The 23,295-nt window shown below is 41.3% G+C and carries 28 protein-coding genes; 5 read left to right on the forward strand and 23 right to left on the reverse strand.

Features of this window, described 5'->3' with window-relative positions; all coding sequences use genetic code 11:
* The first annotated feature begins 25 nt into the window (after positions 1-25).
* Positions 26-577: a GNAT family N-acetyltransferase gene (locus tag FC98_RS06565; protein WP_040471357.1), complete on the forward strand. Its 552-nt coding sequence runs from the start codon at positions 26-28 to the stop codon at positions 575-577.
* 185 nt (positions 578-762) lie between these two features.
* Here the strand turns inward: FC98_RS06565 and FC98_RS06570 are convergent, their stop codons facing one another.
* From FC98_RS06570 to FC98_RS06660, 19 genes are all read right to left on the reverse strand, one after another.
* Positions 763-1,149, reverse strand: a complete 387-nt coding sequence (locus FC98_RS06570; protein WP_008856537.1) for a type II toxin-antitoxin system HicB family antitoxin — start codon at positions 1,147-1,149, stop codon at positions 763-765.
* 28 nt (positions 1,150-1,177) lie between these two features.
* Positions 1,178-1,381, reverse strand: a complete 204-nt coding sequence (locus tag FC98_RS06575) for a type II toxin-antitoxin system HicA family toxin (RefSeq protein ID WP_054654853.1) — start codon at positions 1,379-1,381, stop codon at positions 1,178-1,180.
* Between the two features lie 72 nt (positions 1,382-1,453).
* Entirely contained in the window at positions 1,454-2,842 is a 1,389-nt protein-coding gene (locus FC98_RS06580) for a hypothetical protein (protein ID WP_235803595.1), read from the reverse strand.
* A 5-nt stretch (positions 2,843-2,847) separates the two neighbouring features.
* Positions 2,848-3,579: an ABC transporter ATP-binding protein gene (locus FC98_RS06585; RefSeq protein WP_056949355.1), complete on the reverse strand. Its 732-nt coding sequence runs from the start codon at positions 3,577-3,579 to the stop codon at positions 2,848-2,850.
* A 141-nt stretch (positions 3,580-3,720) separates the two neighbouring features.
* Positions 3,721-5,133 carry an ABC transporter permease family protein gene (locus tag FC98_RS06590; protein WP_056949340.1) on the reverse strand — a complete coding sequence of 471 codons (1,413 nt, stop codon included), beginning with the start codon at positions 5,131-5,133 and terminating at the stop codon, positions 3,721-3,723.
* A gap of 5 nt (positions 5,134-5,138) precedes the next feature.
* On the reverse strand, positions 5,139-5,870 hold the full coding sequence (locus FC98_RS06595) for an ABC transporter ATP-binding protein (RefSeq protein WP_054654857.1): 732 nt from the start codon (positions 5,868-5,870) through the stop codon (positions 5,139-5,141).
* Between the two features lie 25 nt (positions 5,871-5,895).
* Complete coding sequence (locus FC98_RS06600) at positions 5,896-6,456, reverse strand: helix-turn-helix domain-containing protein (RefSeq protein WP_054654859.1); 561 nt, start codon at positions 6,454-6,456, stop codon at positions 5,896-5,898.
* 199 nt (positions 6,457-6,655) lie between these two features.
* Positions 6,656-7,408: an ABC transporter permease gene (locus FC98_RS06605; protein ID WP_008856531.1), complete on the reverse strand. Its 753-nt coding sequence runs from the start codon at positions 7,406-7,408 to the stop codon at positions 6,656-6,658.
* A 27-nt stretch (positions 7,409-7,435) separates the two neighbouring features.
* Positions 7,436-8,194, reverse strand: a complete 759-nt coding sequence (locus FC98_RS06610; protein WP_054654863.1) for an ABC transporter permease — start codon at positions 8,192-8,194, stop codon at positions 7,436-7,438.
* On the reverse strand, positions 8,184-9,071 hold the full coding sequence (locus FC98_RS06615; protein ID WP_054654865.1) for an ABC transporter ATP-binding protein: 888 nt from the start codon (positions 9,069-9,071) through the stop codon (positions 8,184-8,186). The genes FC98_RS06610 and FC98_RS06615 overlap by 11 nt, the downstream gene beginning before the upstream one ends.
* A 125-nt stretch (positions 9,072-9,196) precedes the next feature.
* Positions 9,197-9,811, reverse strand: coding sequence for a helix-turn-helix domain-containing protein (locus FC98_RS06620; RefSeq protein WP_155805110.1), 615 nt, complete (start codon positions 9,809-9,811; stop codon positions 9,197-9,199).
* Positions 9,812-10,119: 308 nt separating this feature from the next.
* Positions 10,120-10,872 (reverse strand): ABC-2 family transporter permease, encoded by a 753-nt coding sequence (locus FC98_RS06625; protein ID WP_235803596.1) that lies wholly within the window; start codon positions 10,870-10,872, stop codon positions 10,120-10,122.
* 260 nt (positions 10,873-11,132) lie between these two features.
* Positions 11,133-11,897, reverse strand: coding sequence for an ABC transporter permease (locus tag FC98_RS06630; RefSeq protein WP_040471352.1), 765 nt, complete (start codon positions 11,895-11,897; stop codon positions 11,133-11,135).
* 29 nt (positions 11,898-11,926) lie between these two features.
* Complete coding sequence (locus FC98_RS06635) at positions 11,927-12,688, reverse strand: ABC transporter permease (protein ID WP_008856525.1); 762 nt, start codon at positions 12,686-12,688, stop codon at positions 11,927-11,929.
* Positions 12,678-13,565 carry an ABC transporter ATP-binding protein gene (locus tag FC98_RS06640; RefSeq protein ID WP_054654871.1) on the reverse strand — a complete coding sequence of 296 codons (888 nt, stop codon included), beginning with the start codon at positions 13,563-13,565 and terminating at the stop codon, positions 12,678-12,680. The genes FC98_RS06635 and FC98_RS06640 overlap by 11 nt, the downstream gene beginning before the upstream one ends.
* A gap of 70 nt (positions 13,566-13,635) precedes the next feature.
* Positions 13,636-14,424 (reverse strand): ABC transporter permease, encoded by a 789-nt coding sequence (locus FC98_RS06645; RefSeq protein WP_235803597.1) that lies wholly within the window; start codon positions 14,422-14,424, stop codon positions 13,636-13,638.
* 4 nt (positions 14,425-14,428) lie between these two features.
* A complete protein-coding gene (locus tag FC98_RS06650) occupies positions 14,429-15,142 on the reverse strand; it encodes an ATP-binding cassette domain-containing protein (RefSeq protein WP_056949342.1) in 714 nt (237 codons plus the stop codon).
* Positions 15,126-15,512, reverse strand: coding sequence for a GntR family transcriptional regulator (locus tag FC98_RS06655; protein WP_008856521.1), 387 nt, complete (start codon positions 15,510-15,512; stop codon positions 15,126-15,128). Before FC98_RS06655 ends, FC98_RS06650 begins: the two co-directional genes overlap by 17 nt.
* Before the next feature lie 482 nt (positions 15,513-15,994).
* The gene (locus FC98_RS06660; RefSeq protein WP_008856519.1) at positions 15,995-16,618 is read right to left on the reverse strand and encodes a hypothetical protein; all 624 of its coding nucleotides are present in this window, start codon (positions 16,616-16,618) and stop codon (positions 15,995-15,997) included.
* A 257-nt stretch (positions 16,619-16,875) separates the two neighbouring features.
* Between FC98_RS06660 and FC98_RS06665 the strand changes: the two genes are divergently transcribed.
* Positions 16,876-17,772: a 3-hydroxyacyl-CoA dehydrogenase gene (locus FC98_RS06665; RefSeq protein ID WP_056949343.1), complete on the forward strand. Its 897-nt coding sequence runs from the start codon at positions 16,876-16,878 to the stop codon at positions 17,770-17,772.
* A 159-nt stretch (positions 17,773-17,931) separates the two neighbouring features.
* Here the strand turns inward: FC98_RS06665 and FC98_RS06670 are convergent, their stop codons facing one another.
* The 3 genes from FC98_RS06670 to FC98_RS06680 form a co-directional block, all read right to left on the reverse strand.
* A complete protein-coding gene (locus tag FC98_RS06670) occupies positions 17,932-18,759 on the reverse strand; it encodes a C40 family peptidase (RefSeq protein ID WP_008856515.1) in 828 nt (275 codons plus the stop codon).
* 250 nt (positions 18,760-19,009) lie between these two features.
* The gene (locus FC98_RS06675) at positions 19,010-19,966 is read right to left on the reverse strand and encodes a zinc-binding dehydrogenase (RefSeq protein WP_054654875.1); all 957 of its coding nucleotides are present in this window, start codon (positions 19,964-19,966) and stop codon (positions 19,010-19,012) included.
* Positions 19,947-20,525, reverse strand: coding sequence for a flavodoxin family protein (locus FC98_RS06680; RefSeq protein ID WP_050806264.1), 579 nt, complete (start codon positions 20,523-20,525; stop codon positions 19,947-19,949). Before FC98_RS06680 ends, FC98_RS06675 begins: the two co-directional genes overlap by 20 nt.
* 83 nt (positions 20,526-20,608) lie before the next feature.
* Here FC98_RS06680 and FC98_RS14225 point away from each other — a divergent pair, with 83 nt between their 5' ends.
* The gene (locus FC98_RS14225; RefSeq protein WP_082602802.1) at positions 20,609-21,457 is read left to right on the forward strand and encodes an Rgg/GadR/MutR family transcriptional regulator; all 849 of its coding nucleotides are present in this window, start codon (positions 20,609-20,611) and stop codon (positions 21,455-21,457) included.
* A 29-nt stretch (positions 21,458-21,486) separates the two neighbouring features.
* The gene (locus FC98_RS06690; protein WP_054654879.1) at positions 21,487-22,050 is read left to right on the forward strand and encodes a nucleotidyltransferase family protein; all 564 of its coding nucleotides are present in this window, start codon (positions 21,487-21,489) and stop codon (positions 22,048-22,050) included.
* 145 nt (positions 22,051-22,195) lie between these two features.
* Here FC98_RS06690 and FC98_RS14655 read toward each other — a convergent pair whose 3' ends face one another.
* Entirely contained in the window at positions 22,196-22,375 is a 180-nt protein-coding gene (locus tag FC98_RS14655) for a hypothetical protein (protein WP_008856508.1), read from the reverse strand.
* Between the two features lie 371 nt (positions 22,376-22,746).
* Between FC98_RS14655 and FC98_RS06695 the strand changes: the two genes are divergently transcribed.
* On the forward strand, positions 22,747-23,289 hold the full coding sequence (locus tag FC98_RS06695; RefSeq protein ID WP_156637242.1) for a hypothetical protein: 543 nt from the start codon (positions 22,747-22,749) through the stop codon (positions 23,287-23,289).
* Positions 23,290-23,295 lie beyond the last annotated feature (6 nt).

The raw sequence follows: 23,295 nt of genomic DNA on the forward strand, positions 1-23,295 counted from the left end.
TTTAAAGGAAATTCGAGGTGCCTTCATGACAACCAATCATATTAAAATTAGGCCATTACGTCCTGACGAATTAGAAACATTCTGGCAACTAGCCTTTAGCAATCCTAACGCTGAATGGACAAAATGGAATGGCCCTTACTTTCACGACAAGCTTCCTTCAAAAAGGGCCTTCACGACCATCATCGGTCCTAACGATTGGCTCGGTAACGACTATCGGTGGGTGATTACATTTAACGGTAACCTAGTCGGCGCGCTCTTTGCCTATTTTGACGATGGCGCTTTAAAGCGTTGGCTAGATATTGGCATCACCATCTATAACGATCATCTCTGGGGCAACCACATTGGGCAAACGGCCTTACAACAGTGGCTGAACCACCTATTCAGTGACGTTACTAAACTGCCACACATCGGCTTCACCACTTGGTCTGGCAACAAACGCATGATGGCCCTCGGCGATCAGGTTGGCATGACCCTCGAAGGCCGCATCCGACAAGTGAGGTACTGGCAAGGCCACTATTATGATTCAGTCAAATATGGTATCTTACGGTCGGAATGGGAAAAACTAGTAAAACAATAATCAACTACTCACTTTTAGACCAATATTCAAAATAAAATTCCTTTTCATATGATGATTTTAGACTTTCATAACTAAGAAAAAAGCAAATATTTAGCAATTCATTTAGAGATAACATGCTAGTTACTTGCTTTTTCTATATCTATTAATAAATCATTTAACATAATCCTAAGTTTCCAAATCCACTACTACACACCAAACTTTGTTTTCAGCGCTTCAGTAAGTACTTGAGACACATTCGTCTTTTGTTCTTTGGCAATATTATTAAGGTACTCAGGAATCGTCACGTTTTTTCTAATAGTTGGTGAGTACTTCCGCCGAAAGGCTGCAAGATCTACAGAAACATAAGCTAGCTTCTCATCTTTCGTAAGATGAACTGCATTTGGTTCAGACGGTTTAGGATAATCTCTTTTATCTTCAAGCAAATTACCGATTAAATCTTCTGCCATTTCAATTGCGTCCACGATATTATTGCCTTGAGTATATCCACCCTCCAAGTCAGGAACCCGGACAAAAATATAATCGTTATCAGTTTTTAGAATAACTGGATAAATAACTACGTCCTTCTCCATCATGTAGCCTCCTCACAAAAGCGATATTGTATTAATTATCATGGCTTTTCAGTCCTGACTCTTTCAATATTGCATTTTCTAAACCCTTACCTAATTCTTTAGCATGTATGGGAATCATTACTGTTTTTCTCGTTAGTGGGTTAAACATTTTAAGATGGGATGATCCGTTTTGCGATTTCTCAATAAAGCCGTTTTCTTTAAGAAGCTTGATCATTTGACGCGGTTTCATAGGCATTAGGGTCACCCTCTTAGTATATTATAACCTTATCATACACATTTAGTGTGTATTTGGCAAATAATCATACTTTTATACCTCCTCCTGAAGATTCCTCGTGAATCGCCAAACCTGCCAGGCATCCACCAACACAATAAAGATCAGCATTACTCCAAATAACCACAACGGCCAGTACCAGCTGGAAGCAATCGATAACTGGCGAACATTATGCGTATTAATGACGATTTGTTTGACGGTCAAATAAAGGGGCAGATTCCCCAGCACTGCACAAATTAAGAAAGTAACTGAGTAAATGATAGATTCCCACACCCGCTCTGCGAATAAATCTGCGGTCGTAAATCCCAGTAAAGACATTAAGTTCAACTCGCCGGCTTGTTGCTTGCTAACAATCATTGTGATGGTGAGTACGTTGGCTAAAATCACAATAAGTGGCGCGCCCAGATAAAAGACAAACGATAAAATGGCATCAATAAATTGATTCTTGTTACCATTTCCAGGAAAAGTCGTCGTTAGATACATCATCCCAGTTAACAGAAATGATCCGCCAAATAATGGACCAATCAGAGACGAGGCATAATTGTGATTCAATAACGTGTTTCGATAAGCCAGGTTCGCGTTTGCATTGCGCTTCCTTGGCAAAATTACTGTCCATAGTTTGATTACCAACGGCAAAACAATCGGCGTAATCGCCGCAAAGAAAACGATCCCCCAAAACAGGATTTCCATCAACGGCCCAACGTATTCAGCAATGGCCGCCAAGTGATAGCCATTTTGAACCGTTCGCTTAATCAACGGAGATACCGTTAATGCGCTTCGATAACCCAGTATCAAAAAGATACCAGAAACCGCAACAACCAACACGCGTACCAACGAATAGGGCCGGTTACTACTTCGTTTAAAATTAAGCATTTCATTCCGAGCATTCGCAAACAATCTGTGTGAATGGGCAAACCCGGCACCACCGCTGATCATCGCCATTGATAAAACGGTTGTTAGAAACGCCAGCCAAGAAAACGTTAGGTGACCATTTGGAAACCAGGATTTCCCTACCAATCCCTGAGCCCAAGCATAAAGGGAACTGACTGCTGGGATTGAAACTAAATACCCAATCACTGCACTCATCGCACCAACTAACCCAACTTGACCGCCAATGATGGCCGATAACTGGCGCGGATTAGCCCCAAGAATCTCCCACTGAACGTATTCCCGACTTAAGTTTTGAACGATTAATCTCACAACTCCGCTTAGAACCATAAACAACGTTGCCAGGCCAAAAATAGCTGGGAAGATAAAGACGGGGGTTGGATTATGCGGTCCAAGGGCTGCTTGATTCATCATTGCAAAGGTAATGAGGCCGGTAAAGCTCATCCCCATTAAAATACTGGCAATGATAAAGAGGACACTAGCACCCAGCCAAGATTTCCACGAGTATTTAAATTGTAACCAGATCATCTTAATCATGGCGATCACTTCTTTTCATCGTTCAAGGCATCGAACAGCTCTTGCGCGTTAGGCTTAGTCAAAATTTTCCGTAGCTGACCATCCCGTAGCGTAATGGCCCGATCCGTTCTAGCCGCCATTTCAATATCATGGGTGACCATCACAACGCAAACCCCTTGCTTCGTCAAATCACGTAGCAGGCCGAAGATAATTTTGCCAGAAACTGAATCTAAGGCGCCAGTTGGTTCGTCAGCGAAGATTACCCGGCAATTAGAAACAAGCACCCGGGCGATGGCAACCTTCTGTTGTTCACCACCAGATAGGTTAGCAATAAAGTTGTTTGGATTCGTGTTGAAATTGATCTTTTTTAATAACTGGTCAATCTGATCCCTGTCGAATTTTTTGTGAGCTAACCGCAATGGCAGCACGATGTTATCAAATGCCGTCAATGCCGGAACTAAGTTGTACGACTGAAAGATGAACCCAACTTGAGTACGGCGAAACGTTGCCGCTTTAGATGGCCGTAACTTGTAAGGGTCAACCCCAAGCACCTCAACTAATCCAGAGGTTGGCTTAGACAAGCCAGACATACAATGTAGTAAGGTCGATTTCCCCGAACCAGAGGGCCCCACGATACTTAAAAATTCGCCCTCATTTGCCGTTAAGGAAACGCCGTGTAAGATTTCCAAGTTGGTTTGCCTGCCACCAGTTGCCACTTTCTTGGTGATGTTTTGAATATCAATCACTTGTTTACTCATGCCACTCACCACTTTCCAATCAACCACCACATTACCGTGTCGGTTAATAATTATCGTAACGCCAGCCCAGATCATTATTTCCGATATAACAAATCTGTTAAGTTCACTCACCTTCATTTAACTACCAAATTAGTAATAATCCTAACAATTTGTCTCATAATTATAAGTTTTGACTGCCACATACCGTACTTGAATGACCCCCACCACCGCAATAAAAATCATGATCACTGGCCATAGCCAAACCGGCCAGATGAAGATAGCAGTCCATGGTAGCGTAACGGCATTATGCGTCGCAATTACCAAATGCGTGACAACCAGGTACAGCGGGATATTGCTAATGACGGCGCAGATTAGAAAGGTCGTTGCATAAATAAACGCTTCCTGCCATTTTTCGTTAATTAAATTTTGCGGCGTAAATCCCAACACAGAAAGTTGGGTTAAATCCGCTCGTTTGCGAGCATTCGTCATAATGGTAATGGTCAACACATTTGCCAAGATAATGAGCAGGGGCGTCCCCACAAAACTAATAATTGACGCCGCGGTGTTGGCCGCCGCTTCTTGATTCGTCCCAAAGTTCGTGATGTCAGAGGCAATATAGGTAATCCCGGTTAACATAAATGAACCGGCCACCAACGGCGAGATTAGTGAAGCCAGGTAATCTTTATCAAACGTCGTGCTCCAAAATGCGGTATTGACTGCTGACGAGGTTCTTTTCGGCAACATAATCGTCCATAGCTTAATTAACCATGGCAAAATCAGCCGGGCAATTGCCGTAAATAAAATGATCGACAGCAACACAATTAACAGTAAATTAGGAATATAGGCCTTCCCGGCTTCGTGAAAATTACCCGCTCGAAGATAATGCCGAGCTTGGGGTGTGATGATCAGGGAGTCCCCATACACGAAGACTAGCCCAACTGAACTGACAATCACCACCAGCCAGTGGCTAATTAGTTGGCGTAGAGACCGGGGCTTTGCCGTTGTTAGAATCTCATTTTGACCGTGAGCAAACAATTTATGAGCGTGTAAATACCCAGCTACCCCAGAAGTAACTGCCATAAATCCCACTGTCAGCAAACATGCCGTAACTGAAAATTCAAATGGAAAAACCCCAACCTTTTGAAAAAACGACTTAAGGCCAAACGAAATGATTAGCCACGTATTCAGTGGCACCATCCCCGGTACCGCCAGCACAAACCCAATCAAGCTTCCAAGCGCCCCAATCAGGGCCAATTGCCCCCCAATCAACCCAGACAGCTGCTGGGGATTAGCCCCTAAGATCGTCCATAGGGTGTATTCCCTCCTCGCCCCGTTAATAATTAACTTAACGACCCCACTGGAAACAATTAGGATCGTTACTAAACCAAAAATCAGCGGGTACTCAAACACAGCGCTTGGGTTTAGCTCTTTTGGTAAATTAGGGAAGTGGTCTCTAATGGTAAAAATTGCGTTCAAACACGTTCCGGTTAAGAAGCCCGTTACCACGAAAAGCAACAGCGTTAATAGCCAATTCTTTAGGGAATGCTTAAATTGTAACCACGTAATCCGAAGCATGTTGATTATCTCCCTTCCTCATTCAGAACTTGGAAAAGAGCTTTGGCAGTTGGCTGGTTAAGAACCTTTTCCAAACGCCCATCCCGCAACGTGATTGCCTTATCGGTCGCAGCCGCCATTTCAATATCATGGGTGACCATGACAATACAGATCCCCTGTTTCGTTAAATGACGCAACAGGCCAAAAATAATCTGGCGGGAAACGCTATCCAGCGCTCCGGTTGGTTCGTCCGCGAAGATAATCCGGCTGTTGGCCACCAACACCCGGGCAATGGCGACTTTCTGCTGCTCACCCCCGGAGAGGCTTGAGACAAAGTTATTGGGGTTGGCAGCAAAGTTGAGTTTCTTTAGCAACGTCTCAACCTTCTGGGGGTCTACCTTTTTGTGGGCCAGCCGCAATGGCAAGACGATGTTATCAAACGCTGGTAGCGCTGGAATTAAATTATAGTTCTGGAAAATAAAGCCAACCTGATTGCGGCGAAACTCAGCAGCCTTGCTGGCACGTAATTGATAGGGATCGGTTCCTAGCAAATGCACCTCGCCACTCGTTGGTTTGGAAAGACCAGACATCACGCTAAGTAAAGTGGATTTCCCCGCCCCAGATGGCCCGACGATACTTAAGAACTCACCGGCATTAGCCTGCAAGGAAATGCCGTGTAAGATTTCTAACGGCTTTTGACTGCCATTAGTCGCCACTCGTTTCACGATATGATTCACATCAATTACTTGTTCATTCATGTCATTCACTCTTTTCCATCACGCATCACTTCTTCGCCTGCTTATCGACTGGCGTTACCTCATAGAAAAACGAATTAACGTTATAGCGATAGTAGGCTTTTAGCATGCGCCAAATATAGGTGTTAAACTTCCACCAAATTGGCAGGACAACAATGGCGATAATGGTAAACAGACAGGCAACGCCAAATCGCGACCATTCAAACTGGCGAATGCCGTAAACAGCTTGGTAACCAATCGCAAGCGGCGCAATGAGGCCACCAAAGATCATTGCCCAATTTGTCAATAAGAAGGTCACAATGGAAATGGCAACCATCCAAAAGAACAGTAGGTTAAATACCATGCTGCCAAAGAAAGCAAAGAAATTAAATTTGTGCATCACGACCTTGTCACCTCCGAAAAAGTAAGCCGGTTCAACGTCAAAGAGCTTGGCAAGATCTTCCAGCGCGGTAATTGGCGGCAGGTGCTTGTCACCTTCCCAGCGAGCAACCGTTTGCTGGGTCACAAACAATTTCTCGGCCACCTCGCTCTGGGTCAATCCAAGTACTTCACGTTTCTGTTTAATCCGTTGCCCAATCGTTTCAGCCATCGCCATCAACTCCTCTGTCCTGCTTCAATTTTACTTAACCACCATTTTGAGTGAAACACTAACAATTTATTTGATAAGGACTCTTTTACCTATCATACCGTAGTTTTGAGGGATTAAAAAAGAGTCCAGCGGTTGGCTGAACCCTTTTTGATTGTTGAGTTTGTGATTGTTCGCTAACCTTGGTTTTTAGTTTGCGGTTTTAGAAACGTTTCTTTCTGAAGACCAGGTAACCCGCTACAAAGAATATCATGATGTAAGCTAAGGCCCCGGTGATAATTTGCGGGTTCGTTAGTAATGTCGTTGCATGATATTCTGGGTAATTACCGTACTGTAAAGTTGCCATGTACATATTAAACGGATTCCACTTAGCAAGGGAAGCTAATGGTGAGTTGTTATTCATCAAGTCAGCTGAAATCCCTTCACCAAAGAACACAATGGCCAAACTAAGCGTTACGACGATTGCGTTTGAATTAATAATCGTTGAAATCAGGAAAATTAAGCTAATGATTAACATAGAGGTTACCAGGTCTACTCCCACCAGCGAAAACATGTTCACGATTAGTGGCTGATGATATCGATATACCGCAGACCAAGAAACTGGCTTAATTGTTGAGGCCACAATAAGGGTAAAGATAATCGCAATCACGTGAAGGATAATATCATAGACAAAGATGGTAATTAACTTCGCAAAGTAGACATCAAGCTTCCTCGGTGATCGATACAACAATGTCAGAATCGCATGGTTTTGAAATTCCATCGAAAACATCGTTGAACCCACAATCACTAAAATAACCGTAATGACATCCCCAGAATCGTACGTCAACATTGCCAGTAACCTTGCCGTGGGATAAGCAATAAACGCGCCCATAAAGGCCAATAATAACAATGGCGCAAACCATGTTAGTTTCTTATGAGTAAACTTATAAAATTCTCGGTATAAACTTTTTTGCATCCTATTCACCTTCCCTTCCGATAACCGCTAAACTCGCCTATTTTTAAATAAAACATCACCTACAACAATGAAGATGATGGCATAAACGGTGTTCGCAGCTACAAGTTGGAAATCACTTAAACCAGAAACCTTTACATAGATTGCATTTGTAAATTGATTAATCACAAAAATCATATTTAACGGATTCCATTTAACGATCGAAGCAATGGCGGGCAAGCCACTCATCACAAGTGCTGACAGGTCCGCACCTAAGAAGATCACTGCCAAGCCAACGCCGACAACGGCAGCGTTCACTTTAATTAACGCAATTAAAAAGAATGCTAATGTAATGATGAAGATCAGATAAACGAGGGTACCCAAAATGTTCAGAAGCAAATCAGCCCATAACGGATGCTGATTATAGTTGGCCAGCCAGCTATACCGATTGCCAACCATCACCATTTTTAGAATAAACGTTAAAACAATTCCCAACAGTAGCAACGAAACGCCATAGAGGGTGATCACGATCAGTTTGGCAAAATAGATAAATGACTTATTTGAGCTTTTATAGAACAACGTCATAATGGTTCGGTTCTGATACTCCATCGCCATAAATGTAGAAGCAATCGTAATCATGATAATGGTGACCCATTGGCCGGCACCAAATCCCTGCGCGACAATGCCACGGCTAACCCCTGACTTGGAGACGGCTGAATATAACATCAAAACAAACAACGCAATCACGCCATACAGCGGAATTCGTTGATGGCTGAATTTGAAAAACTCCTGCTTTAAACTATTTTTCATGATTCTGCCTTCTTTGCTGTTCAAGCAAGCTGACAATGGTTTGCTCAAAATTCAATCCCTGCGGTGACAGTTCGATCAACCTAATATGATGATCATAAAGCAAATCTTGAACTTGATATGAGAGCTCCCTCGGTATCAATAGATACTCATCTGATTTGGTAACTGGAACCTGGTTAGCGGCAAACAATTTCTCGGTCGTTGGCATGTCCTCAGTTAATACCCGGTACTGCTTGTGACTAACCCGGTTGAATTCATCAATTGGCTGATCGACAATAATCTTGCCCTCAGTAATTAATAACACGTTGGTCATGACCTTTTGTAATTCACCCAACACATGGCTGGAAATCAAAAAGGCAGATCCTTGAGCGGCGTATTGCTTAATGATCTGACGAATTAAAATCGTCGCTTCAATGTCAAGACCATTCATTGGCTCGTCGAGGATGATCAGTTGGGGCTTGTTTAATAGTGCAATTGCAATCCCTAACTTTTGTTTCATCCCCATCGAATAATCCTTTGATTTAGTGTTAATATAAGAATCCATCTTTAGGAGCGAAAACACGTGGTTCATATCAGTTTCATCCAGCGAATACAATTTTAAGTTTTCCAGTCCAGTTAAGAACGGGTAAATTGCCGGGTGTTCAATTAACGCGCCAACCCGAGTTAACGCTGCGTGGTCATTTTCAGTGACCGATTTATCTTCAACCGAAATATTACCGGTAAACTTAGTTAACCCTAAAATCGTTTTCATAATCGTCGTTTTACCGGCGCCATTGGGACCAATTAAGCCAACAATGGACCCGGGGTTAGCTTGAAACGAAACGTCTTTGATGATTTTCTTTCTGCCAATAAAGGTATTAATATGACTAATTTTAAGCATTAAATCATCCCCATAGTTAGTAAATGTCAGTCCTGAATTCAATTCAGATTGTCATATTAGCTACGGAAAACAAGAATGAACTTATAAGAAGGATTTACTTATCTGCGATTAACGTTCGTGACTCGTTATGGCTTTCGATTACTTGCCATCTTTTGTAGTATTAGAATCGTAATAATGTTCACTATACCAATGACCCCAACAACAGTTGATATATACTGAAGATTCAAACCCATATCTAACAAATTCGTAAAGGCACTATACAGCGAAATAACTACGAACAGAGAATAAACACTCAAAAATATCGGCGATCGTAAGGAATGAATCACTTTTAGTCCCCAGCGACTCACGAACAATCTCAATCCTAGTGCAAAAACAAATAACCAATCAACCGGTATAAATCCCTGATAGTAAGTAGGGCTTTGTGTGAATCTTCCAGTTATTAGCATCGCTAAAATAATATCCAGTGAAGTCCTGGTTATTCGAAGCGCTGGTGAAATTGGTTTAGCTATTGATATTTGCTGATGTTCAGACGCCTTCGCATCAGATACCAACTCATCAATTGAGATGTGGTAAATCTTGGCCATTTGCCGAAGCATATCAATGTCTGGTCGATTACGGCCAGTCTCCCAACCAGAAACCGTCTTCCTTGAAACATGGAGTTGGTCAGCTAATTGTTGCTGGGTGATCGCCAAATCACTTCTTGTTTTCTTAAGCTTTTGAGCAAAATGAATATCGTTCATCTTGATCCCCCTAAACATAATTCCGAAAATATGATCCGACAAGCTTTCCTTTAGAGCTTTACTGATATATCAACGTTTATAACTGATTTAATGTCTTTACAACAATAACTATTTTGGAAACCAGAAACCTGGGTTTGTGACTATGTATTAGCTTAGATTACTTAAAATCAAGTAACCTAGCCAGAATTAGACCTAATAAGTAAATTTTACCATTCTCCCAACTATCCTTCACCTTTCACATGGTAGATACTAAAAGAACTGTTCAGTAGCTAGCTGAACAGTTTTTGAATAATATTGAGTTTGTATTTTTAGAAACGTTTTTTTCTAAAAATCAGGTAACCCAATGCAAAGAATACTAAAATATAGGTAAGTGCCCCCATTGTAATCTGTGGATCCGTCAATAACGTTGTTTCATGATATCCTGCATAATAAACATATTGATGTGTCAACATAGTCATATTTAATGGATTCCATTTAACCCAGGCAGTTAACAATGAATGATTTGCTAACAAACTACTTGAAATATACTCACCAAAGAATACCACCGCTATACTAAGGGTCACCACCACTGCATTTGAATTGATAATGGTTGATATCATAAACACAATACTAATAATCAGCATCGACGTGATAATATCAACCCCGGTGGTTAAAAACATATTAACCACTAATGGTTGATGATACTGATAGATTGATAACCAAGAAACTGGTCTCATTGTCGCCGCTAAAGTAAAGGTAAAAACAATCGCCAAAACGTGTAGGATCAGATCGTAAACAAAAATTATTATAAACTTATTTAAGTAAACAGCCATTGCTCTTCTAGACTTATAAAGCAACGTCAAAATAGCATTGTTTTGAAACTCCATCGAAAACATCGTTGCACCCATAATCACTAATAAAATTGTAATTGCGTCAGTTGAATCACAAGTCGTTACCGCCAAGAACCGGGCGGATATGTAACCACTAATTGCAATCATAAAAATTAATAATAACAGAGGGGCAATCCACGTAAACTTCTCATGGCGAAATTTATAAAACTCTCGGTATAAACTCTTACTCATAACGCTCACCTTCCTATGTTCAATAACCACTATACCCATCTACTTTTGAACAAAATGTCACCAGCAATCATAGAGATAACCGCGTAAACTAGGTACCAATAATAATTTGACCAGTGCTAAGATTGGAATACTTCGCAAGAATTGGATTAGATAATTGATTAATCACAATGATAGATACTTAAAAAGCTGCTTAGTATCTAGCTGAACAGCTTTTTAAAATGCTACGTCAGTTTGCACAAGTTAGCCCTTGATTCACCATTTTAGAAACGCTTTTTTCTGAAAACGAGATAGCCGGTCATCAAAAAGGCCAAAACATATGTTGAAGCGCCAATTATTAATTGGAAGGTCGTTAAACTAGTCGCCTGAATCATCGCCTGATTATAATACTGCTTGGTAAGATCAAGCATATTGAAAGGATTCCACCTAGCGAAATCGGCTAAATGTGCATTTTGAAGCAAAAAGTTATACGAAATATCATTTCCCACAAAAATAATCACCATGTTAAGTGTAACAACAACGGCATTAGAATTAATTAAGCAAGATGTCAGAAAAATGATGCTAATCAATAGCGTTGCTGTAATGAAGTCTACGCTACTGGTTGTCAACATATTGATTATCAACGGTTGGTGATACTGATAAACTGCCAGCCAGGATATTGGTTTCGCAATGCCGGTCAACGTCAAAACAAATGTAAGGAGTATCGCGCCCAAGTGGAGAATGAGATTGTATCCTAACGCAACAATTAATTTTGCTAAATAAACGTAATGCTTACTAGGTGATTTATACAGAACCGTTAGAATCGCATGGTTTTGAAACTCCATCGAAAAGATACTCGAAACGACAATAATCAACGTCAATAGAATTCCTTCACTAGAGCCATAACAAGTCATTGCCAATAACTGTGGTTGGTCTTTTCCCGTAGCAAATCCAAACGCAACCATCAAAAACAAAACCAGCAGCGGGGCAAACCAAGTAACCTTTTTATGACTAAATTTATAAAACTCCCGATATAAATTAGTCCTCATTATTATCTTCCTTCTATCCATCTAAACAATTATACTCGTCGTTTTTTAAAGATTAAGTACCCGAACACACTAAAAATAATCATATAAGCGATGTTGGCAATGATAATCTGATCAGTGCTCAAATAGGAAATCTTACTAAAGTAACCGGGAATCATCAGTTGATTAATTACATATATCATATTAAGTGGATTCCATTTGAGTAGCGGAATGAGACTAGGAAAATTTCCCATAATGACGCTTGAAAACGCTGCTCCCAAGAAGATAATTGCCAATCCGATGCCCACAACTGCCGGATTGTTCTTAATCCAAGAAATCAAGAAGAACGCTAAGGTAACAATAAATAATATATAAATGAAACTGCCTGTTAAGCTCATTAACAGCGCATTAATGAGATCTGAATGCTTGAATGAAGTTGTCCACTGATAACGGTTACCAACAAATAAGGCTTTAAAAATAACAGTTATTAGAAAGCTCAAAACCATCAAAGCAAGTCCATAGAGAATAATGACAAGCATTTTAGCAGTGTAAATATATGCTTTATGCGAGCTTTTATAAAACAACGTCATAATGGTCCGGTTCTGATACTCCATCGCCATAAACGTCGATGCAATGGTGATCATGATAATGGTGACCCATTGCCCAGCACCAAATCCCTGAGCGACAATGCCACGGCTAACCCCTGATTTGGAGACGGCTGAATATAACATCAAAACAAACAACGCAATCACGCCATACAGCGGAATTCGTTGATGGCTGAATTTGAAAAACTCCTGCTTTAAACTATTTTTCATGATTCTGCCTTCTTTGCTGTTCAAGCAAGCTGACAATTGTCTGTTCGAAGTTCAAGCCCTGTGGTGATAATTCCAATAACCGGATGTGATGAGAATAGAGGATATCTTGAACTGGATACGACTGGTCCCGTGCAATCAGTAGATAATTATCTGTCTTGGTAATCGGAATTCGATTATCCCTGAAAAGTTTCTCAGTAGCTGGCATATCTTCGGTTAATAACCGGAATTGCTGGTGACTAACCCGGTTGAACTCATCAATCGGTTGATCAACAATAATCTTGCCCTCAGTAATCAGTAACACATTGGTCATGACTTTTTGCAATTCACCTAGTACATGACTAGAAATCAGAAAAGCCGATCCCTGAGCCGCATACTGCTTGATAATCTTCCGAATCAAAATTGTGGCTTCAATATCCAGGCCGTTCATTGGTTCATCCAGAATAACCAGTTGCGGTTTATTCAATAACGCAATCGCAATCCCCAGTTTCTGCTTCATCCCCATTGAATAATCTTTTGACTTATTATTGATATAAGAAGTCATTCCTAGGAGCGAAACCACATGATTCATATCAGCCTCATCAAGCGAATATAATTTGAGATTTTCCAGACCGGTTAGAAACGGATAAATAGCAGGATGTTCAATCAGTGCGCCGACTCGGGTTAACGCACCGTGGTCGTTCTCGGTAACTGACTTGTTTTCAACTGAAATCTTGCCAGTAAACTTGGTCAACCCTAAAATCGTTTTCATGATTGTGGTTTTACCAGCCCCATTAGGCCCAATCAGACCAACAATCGAGCCGGGGTTAACTCGAAACGAAACGTCTTTAACAATTTTCTTTCTGCCAATAAAGGTATTAATATGATTAACTTGAAGCATCAAATCATCTCCATATTATTTCTGCAGAAAACTAAAATGACATAACTTAATTTTAAAAACCGCTCAGTTTCTAGTTATCGGTTTCCACCCAGTTTTTAAGCAAATAAATGCTAATAGCTGATTCAACAATGGCTAGTGCCAGAATGTAAACACTCGCAAAGTAAACTTCAAAGTAAACATTAGAAGAGTAATTAACCAAGTCATGGAAGTGGTGCAAGAACCCATTCACAAGTTCTATCGTATAAGTAGAAAAATACAGGAACCCAACGATGACAACGACATATAAAATAAATCGGAAAAATTTTTGGCGGGCATCTGGCAGGAAGTTAGTGAGTGAATTCCCAATCAGGTGAATTAAGCTAATCGTTGCCCAGAAAAACAATGCCAGCGCAATGGTAAGCAGAATTGAACCCGTAATGATGACAAAAATATTCATCCCAAAGCTGGATTTATCGGAATTTTGATAGGTTTCCGAAAAGATTCGCCGGACTTGCCTACTGATCTCCGGGAAATCCAGGGCCGAAGTAACGAGTGCTAACCCAATTTGGGATAATCCTAGATAAACCATCCCTACCAAGGCAGATAACATCCCCGCAGAATATAACTTTGTATCACTGGCTGGAATCAATCGGTAAGAACTGTTGACATAGGTATGTTCGACGTTTCTTGCCAACAGGATAAACGCCACAAAGCTGGCGATTACCGAATACGAGAACGTAATTGCTAGCGGGTCCATTCCGCTCAATGTTCCCTTATACACTTCAAAGAGAATCGTCAAAATAATTGCTAACACGTCGACAATTAAGATTCGGTTAATGATCGAAATCTTGGGACGCGACAGCGCTTTAGTTATACTCATGAAACTAGTCATCCATATCATTCCCTTCATAAATACTTTCGTAATACTGTTCAATACCTTCCGCGTACTGGGAACGAATCTCCTCAGCGCTCTTTTGGGTATAAATTCGACGATCCTTAATAATGACCACTTCATCTAAAATACTCGAAATTTCGGAAACATAGTGATCGGAAACCACAATCACAGCATCCGGTGCTTTCCATTTAATGATGCTTTGAATAATCTTCTTGCGGCTCATACTATCAATTCCGCCAAAGGGTTCGTCTAACAGATAAACCTTTGTATCTCTCGATAGGGTCAACCCAATTACTAATTTCTCCTTCATCCCTTTTGAAAGAGCTGATAACCGCAGCCCTTCATCGATTTGAAGAAAACCGGCAACCTGGTTGTATCGATCCACCGAAAAGTCAGGATAAACGTCTTCGTAAAAGCTAATAATCTTTTCAATTCGGATGCTGGGGTTAAAACCATCAAGCTGTTCACTGAAGCTAACCACCGCTTTTTTAGCCGCAACGGCATCTTGGCCAGCAATCTTAATTGTTCCGTGGGCCCCCTTAGCAAGCCCGGCAATTAGGCGCATCAACGTCGTTTTCCCAGCCCCATTTTCACCAAGCAAGCCGACCGTTTTACCTTGTTCAATGTTTAAATTAATGTCTTCTAAAATACTTTTGTAGTTCTTATGATAAGTAAGGTTTGAAATCTCAATTGTGTTGGTCATCTTTATTAGTCCTCCTGTCTTTTATATATTGTCTTAAGTACTGCACGATTTCATCATCAGTCACGTTTAAATTGTGTAAGTTTTCATACATTGCGTGCAATTGTTCCATAATCATCTTGTGGCGAACTTGATTAATGGCTGCTTGATCCTCCGTTACAAAGTTCCCCAATCCCCGCTTGGACTCAAGAATTCCTTCTGAAATCAATTCACTTAGCGCTCGCTGAACGGTGTTGACATTAACCGTTAAGTCAACCGCCAGCTGCCGGACAGCCGGAATCTTTTCTCCCGGAACAAGCTTACCGGTGATGATCCGCCCGTAAATATAATTTTTGATTTGATAATAAATTGGAATTTTGTCATCAAACTTCATTGTGCTACCTCCCTAGTGTTATATCTTACTAATACACAATAACACGGTTTTACGAAATTGCAAATATGATTCTAAGATAATTGTAGAAAATCGTGACAGAAATAATTACGCAAACAATTAATTGGTGATAGTTCAATTTCAAAATTGGTTGACGCTACAAAAAGACCCACACGACATATAGTTAAATAGGTCGTCTGGGTCTTTTTACTGGGTTGATTGCTATTATTTTGCTTTATAAATTTTGAAATGAATTGACGGTGTTCTGTTCTCTTTTTACATAGATTGGGATCGCTCCGCAAAGCAAAAGCCTGCACCTAGACTACCTTAGCCCAAAATCCAAGCCCAGGATTTTCGGCAGCATAGTGGAAACGTGCGAAGCCAAGCAGAGACTTGCATCTAAGGAACTTCCAACTCAAACCCAAGCCCAGGGTTTAAGCTGAAAGCTCCTTAGATTCCAGTCTCTAACCGCTTGGTTTCGCACTCTAATTGTGTACCACCCCCGGCAACAATTTTCCCATCGAATTAATTTCCAATCTTACCAATACCACTTTGTCATTATCCAATGGCAAGCCATCAATATAGACTTCCCGGTGTTGATTATCGTGAACCCGCTCATAGCCATTATCCTTAATTGCATCGGTGAGTCTTTTTAGTGCTGGCGCATCTAGTGTTACCGGTCCTTGGTTAATTGTTTGGATTTCAATGCCCTCGGCTAGATGTTCAAAGTGAAGTTCATCCTCGTCGAAGTTATCAAAATTGGTTTTGGTCATTGCGGCCGCAAACGCCTTTTCATCAATAAATAACGGTTGCTTGATCCAAATTTTAAAGTGTTCACCACCACCGTCTTTAGCCGTCCATACTGCCTGAACTGGATAGGGAACGTAGGCTTTAAATCCCGAAACCGGAATGTCATTGTCTGGCCCACCACTAATCGTCTTGGCAACTTGGGCAGCAGCACTTGCCAACCTCAAAAAGTTAGCGTCATCCGTATGCTCAGCGGCGTCTCCTTCAGCTGTCAGGTAGCTGCGTTCCGTTAAATCAACAAATCGCGGTTCCTCAATGCGGCCATATTCTTCTGGCTCAAATGTTTCCCAATTAAACATCATTATCACCCCTTATTTGCGGTCAATATAAGCCGAATCGGGGGTAAAAGCAACCAATTAGACCGCTCAAATCCACGTGCCGCTTTCGGGACAACAGTAGTCCAATTGACCCTCAGTTGTGCACCTTGTTTGTATTTGGTTTTCTTTTCATTAAGTGAATCGGAATAATTGTCATTCACAATGTTTGCTTTTACCTCCTGCTAATTTATAATAATGGTGTATACGTAACCGCTTTCATTTATTCTAAGGGGGATTTCATTATGACAATTAAAAACGTAACGGTTGCCGGTAGTGGTGTGTTGGGTAGTCAAATTGCCTTTCAAGCTGCTTTTAAGGGATTTAACGTCACTGTTTATGATATTAATGAGGACGCAATTAACAAGGCTAAAGATCGAATCAGGGGCCTGCGACATGCGTATAAAACCGATATTGCCGCCACCGATGCCGAGTTTGAAAAGGGGCTCGCCAATATCGGTTACAGCTGGGACTTACAGCAGGCTGTCTCTGACGCTGACTTAGTTATTGAAGCCATTCCGGAACGACCAGACATTAAAAAGGACTTCTACGAAAAAATTGCTAAATTTGCACCTAAAGAAGCCATCTTTACAAGTAACTCATCGACATTAGTGCCAAGTATGTTCATGGAAGATACTGGCCGGCCAGCCCAATTCTTGAACATGCACTTTGCCAACCAAGTTTGGTTGAACAATACGGCTGAAATTATGGGATCGCCGAAAACTGACCCCGCCATTTATCAAGAAATTGTTGATTTTGCCCGTAACATCGGTATGATCCCAATTCAATTGAAAAAAGAGCAGCCTGGTTATATCCTGAACTCCTTATTAATTCCACTACTGAGTGCTGGTGAGGACCTTTGGGTAAAGGGCGTTGCGGATCCACAAATGATTGATCGAACTTGGATGGCGGCCACTGGTGCACCAATGGGACCATTTGCCATTCTAGATGTCGTTGGTATTCGAACGGCTTACAATATTACTTTGGCAGAAGCCCAAGCTCATCCAGAAGCCAATACCCAACCCCTTGCAGATGCACTAAAGAAGCTGCTTGATGAAGGCAAGCTGGGGATGGAGTCTGGAGAAGGCTTCTACCACTATCCAAATCCTGAATTTAAGCAGAAGGATTTCTTGAGTATTTAGTTTGCTAACTAGCATAAGTGTTCCAAATTAAAGTTGATCCTTTAATAAAAAGTGCAAACCAATATCTTGGTTTGCGCTTTTTAGTTTCTTCAAGTCATTCAAAACAGGTAGTTGATACTAATATTTGTTCCTTTATCAACAAGCCTGCTTCACCCTATTTTATACTAAGCGCCGCACAATCCCATTCGTTTCTTTGCGCCAGGCAGGGGCGTTCAGGGTTGAAATGCCAACTCCGCCCGTGTCCGATTGGCCGTGATCATGTAAGAAGAGGTTCTGCCCGAGATAAATTGCCACGTGCGAATTAACTTGCCCCTTTGAATTAGTGAAGAAGAAAATATCACCGCGCTTCATGTTTTGAAATTTAACGGGTGTTCCCATTGTTACCAAGCTATAAGTTGTCACACTGTCTAGGCTTCCAAGTGTGACACCTGCTTTTGAGTAACAATACCTCACAAATGACGAGCAATCGAATTGGTGATGGCGAACATCGCTCAGTGTTCGGCCACCACCATAATCATATTTCGACTTACCGACCAACTTTAGCCCAGCCGAAATTGCGGTTTCAACTTTAAGATTAGCCTCCTTCAACTGCTGCAGGTCACGAAACCGAACGTTTTGCGCACTGATCCAGTATTGATTGCCATTTTGCGAGAAGGAAATGTACCCTTTCCACTTATGGTTATTAAGATCCTTGCGAGACTCCCCCATCACGTTATCCTTAAGATGATTCGTACGAACGGTGCCTAAGTACTTTTCCCCTGCAGTCCCCGCAGGCTTCGAATATAGCCGAGCAGTTCGGCGTAGAATCCTTAATCGGTAAGGATACTTATACGACTCAAACACTTTATTCGGTGCCACACCCTGCTTAACTGCCGCAATTGGCGTTGGCGTACTATCCGAGCTTAGACTTGTCTTGATAAGGACACCAGCAACAATAATTATCCCCAGAATTCCTAAAACGAATAATAACCTATGATGCGATTTCATTATAATTCTCCCCTAAAAAGTGAGCGGAGCAGAGCGGTTAATAATCAAAGTGTAAGTTTCCTTCGAGGAAAATTCCTGGTTCTAGAATTTTTGTAGAAGGTGCCTACACGCCGATTATTGCTCTGCGTAGCTGTCCTGTAATGTTATGAACTAATTACATTATGGGCATAGTTATGAATTAGAGGTATCAATTAACAACTTCTTATAAAGTTCTTAGGATTTTTAACCACCTTTTAGAAAACGACTAACGTTAATCTTCAGGTGTCAGTAAAACCTTTCCCACACTTTTCCCAGATTCAAGATAATCATAGGCTTGCTTTCCTTGGTCTAAGTCAAAAATGGTTGGTTCAACTGGTTTGACCAATCCCCGCTGAACGTATGCAAATAGGCGGGAACTACGTCTTTGCCGCTCTTTGGCGCTAGTTAGATAATCCCACAAATCCCCAGTAGCCAAAGTTTGCGACTTTCCCATCACATCTAGCAAGTCAATCTTAGGTGGATTACCACCAGCTATGCCAAAGAAGACCACCGTTCCTCTGCGTTTTGCAAGCTTTAAACTCAACGGCACCGTGCTGCCAATCCCATCAAACACAGCGTCAAAATCCGATTCTAGTTTCTGATGCCATCCCGGCACCCTTAAGTAAACCTTGCTGGCACCATGCTTAAGTGCGACTTGCTGCTTGGCTTTGGTAGATACTGAACCAAATACATTCACCCCATCTGCCATGAGAATTTGGGCCAATAGTTGGCCGACGCCACCACTAATCCCATGAATAAAGGCGTTATCTCCAGGATGACTGCGAACAAGATCGTGGGCCAAGAAATCAGCGGTTAATCCTTGCAGGCCAATTGTGGCAGCCATTTTAGTGGTTAAGTCGCTAGGAATTTTAATCGCTTTTTCAACTGGGATTGCGACTAACTCAGCGTTCGCCAAAGGGACGTCAACGAACAGAACCCGCTCACCAACCGTCCAATTTTCAACGGCATTACCAACCTTAACAACTGTCCCCGCCGCTTCGTATCCATTAATATATGGGGCATGCTTTTTAATCTGGTAATCACCTCGGCGCCGGTAAATATCAGCGAAGTTCAAACCAATGAAGGCCGTTTGAACTAACAAATCGTGATTCGTCGATTTGGGATCAGCAACTTGCCCATACTTCAAAACTGAGGAATTCCCAAATTCATTAAAATAGAGTGCTTTCATCTAACTCCCCCATTTCCTGGTTGATTGTTTGCAGCCGCTGATTTAATCGCCCAAGTGTTGCCATTGCCCGACCATCTTCCACAACATCCAACGGCCGGTGACCGTTGGCAATTACTGATGCGGTGAATTTCCAACCCAAAAAATCACAAATGTAATGGAATTCGGCGATGATTGGTTGGCCCTTTACCCGCGGATCGTCACTTCCAACCAGCAATATGATGATTCGTTTACCCATCATCTTGACCTTAAAATCTTTATCAGTCGCCAGGCTTTCAGACCATCGATCAATGAAATTCTTGAGTAAACCAGAGACCCCATACCAGTATATTGGAGTTGCAAAAACAACCAGGTCAGCAGCAACTAGTTTGCTAACCAATGACTGATAATCATCATGATCGACCTGCCATTTTCTACCCGTGTGCCGTTGATCAACAATTTCGTTGATTTGATAATCAGCTAAATCAATGCCGGTATGTGCCACGCCAGTTAACAATCTTTGAATCATTAACCCTGAATTGCTGGGCTTTCGGGAACTACCGTTAATCGCTAATAATCGCATTATTTTCCTCCAAATATGGCATCAGTATAGCATTGTGGCTATAATTGAAATCAAAAGTTGCATATAGTTCACAGGAGGGGTTAATGACACACTATGGGAAGACTTTTAAACACCTAAGAAAAGAAAAGGGCATCAGCATTGCCTCAGCAGCAGCCGGTGTCGTTTCCAAATCGTTTCTATCTCGGTTTGAGCGGGGCCTTTCAAATATTTCCTTTGCCAAAATGGTCGATTTATTAGTCAACATCAACGTTTCCGTGACCGAATTTATTTATCTGGACGCGGTTCGAAACGGTCAACTACCAGCTTTTCACTACGAGGAAACCACCGATTACGTAGATAACCAGCAGCTCACTCACCCCGATTCCTACCGCCGGCAATATTACCAAACTGGTAGTGATCACGATTACCTCAACTATTTAAAGGCTAAGTCTCAAGCCCGTCAACCATTATCCGCCAGCCAGCGGCAGTTCGTCTACGATTACCTGTTTGGAACCGAAACCTGGACCCACTTCGAAGGCCGCCTTTTCATGGCAACCCTGACACTTTTTTCAACTGATCAGGTATTTATTTTGACCAAACAAATGGTTAAAAATGGCTCAGAAACGATTGACGTCAATTGGAATCATCAAGCAGATTTTCTGTACATTATTTTAAAGGCTGCGTTAATAATGGCCTTTGCTGGAAACGAAAAGGCCCTTTCAACGCTAATTAGCTTGGCTCACAAAAGCATTCATAATCAACAGTATTTATATGAGAAAAGCGAACTGCACTTTTTGGAAGGTTTGCGATTGTATTTAGCGGGTGATAATGTCAAAGGAAAAAAAGCAGTAACGGAAACCTTACAGGTGTTCGATACATTGTCAGCACCTGCGTTGGTCAAACTGTACCAACAGTATTGGCGGTTATTTTTGAAACGAAACGCACTGAACTAACTGACATGCTAACAATTGGGAGGATCTCAATGCTAAGATCTGATAAACAGATTAAATCCATTATCCGCGACAATGCCAACTTAATGAAAATCCTTAAGATTATCCACGACCTTCATTTAAAGCAAGCCGCCCTTGCCGCTGGTAGTATTCGTAACACCGTTTGGCAAACATTAAGCGAGCAACCAATTACCCTTATTAACGATATTGATGTTGTCTTTTTCGACCCAACAATGCCCAAAAGCACTGATAGGTTAATTCAACAAGATTTGAACGACTGCGCTTCAGAATTTAACTGGCAGGTCAAAAATGAAGTTTACATGAATGACTATGACTTTCCCAACAGCCCGATGTTTACCTCAGTTGAAGATGCAATCGCCCACTTCGTTGAAACCCCAACTTGTATCGGCGCTTACCTTCTTGACGGCGGTTTGAAACTCATTGCTCCGTATGGCACGGATGACCTGATTAATATGAGGTGTCAGCCAATCCCCCTATTTAGGAAAGACGAAGCCCACCTCAAGATTTATCGCAACCGAATTTTGAAAAAGCAATGGCAAAGGAAGTGGCCAAGGCTCACAATTGACTGGCATTAATCATTTCCGTCTCCAAATTATAACTGGTAATATAAGTGCCAAAATAATATCACCAAGCGCACTCCGATAATGATCAAAGTATGCGTCAAGACCAGCGAGAACTAGTAGCGCAATGACAATCCAAATAATCCATCGCATTTTTTGATTACCGATGAGTCTTCACATCCCCAAATGTCACAACTAGCACAAGCGCAACGATAATTGCAACGATAGAACAAGCCATCATGACCATGTTTAACTCCTCAAGCCAGTTAAACTGAATCGTGATTTGCAACAGAACTGATAACAAGATTAAAGCTACAACCGAATATTTTAAGGCCATCATTTTCTCCTACATTTATTATTAAACATTTTGTTTATCGTACCATTCCTGTAATGTTTACATCAAGAAACTATCAGTTGACGTCAGTTAATCTTCAAGCCCCAGAAAAAAAGTAGGACAAAAAATGTCATTTACGTTCTATTTTAGAATGTGACACTACGAAAACGTCGAAAATAAATCAGCTTAAGGCCATATAAGTAAAGGATCCGAATATCTGAAGTTCAGATATTCGGATCCTTTACTTATATTCTGGAAACTAATCGCTTTAATTACCGTTCTTCTTTTTTTGATAATTTCTGTAAAAGAATAATAAATTATTGTCTTGCAATAATTTATTTCTGTTATACAATAATGACGAAGGGAAAGTGATTGATATGACCAATAAATATTCAAGTTCATTGTTAACAATGATGTATGTGATCAGCGTTATTATTTTAGCTTCATTAATTATCGGATTTGGCACACTTACGTTAATCTTTTTGATTTTAGGAGTCGTCGCTTTAGTTAATCCATCAGCGAGACTGGGGATTCTGCACGATATCCTGAGTGGTATCGGCAACGTTAACAGCCCATGGGCAATCCTGTTTGCGATTTTATTTTTACTATTCATCATCGCAATGTCAATCTTAATTGCTTGGTCCGTCTTCAAGTTAATTCAAAACGTCCAGCACAAGATTTTCTTCGAAACAAGCACGCTTCGCTATATCAAAGGCGTCCTCTGGGGATATGGTGCCATTATTATTTGGGACTACTTAGGCTCAGTTATTGCTGGTAGTTTTGGGTTAGACATTGGGACAATCGGTTCAGATCAATCCAGTAGCGGCATCAGTCTATTAATGTGGTTTGCGCTTTATGCCATTTACATTATTTTCAAATATGGTATTCAGCTTCAAGATGACTCCAATAAAATCGTTTAGGGGGTG

This window comes from Lentilactobacillus kisonensis DSM 19906 = JCM 15041, from assembly GCF_001434135.1.
Lineage (GTDB): Bacteria > Bacillota > Bacilli > Lactobacillales > Lactobacillaceae > Lentilactobacillus > Lentilactobacillus kisonensis.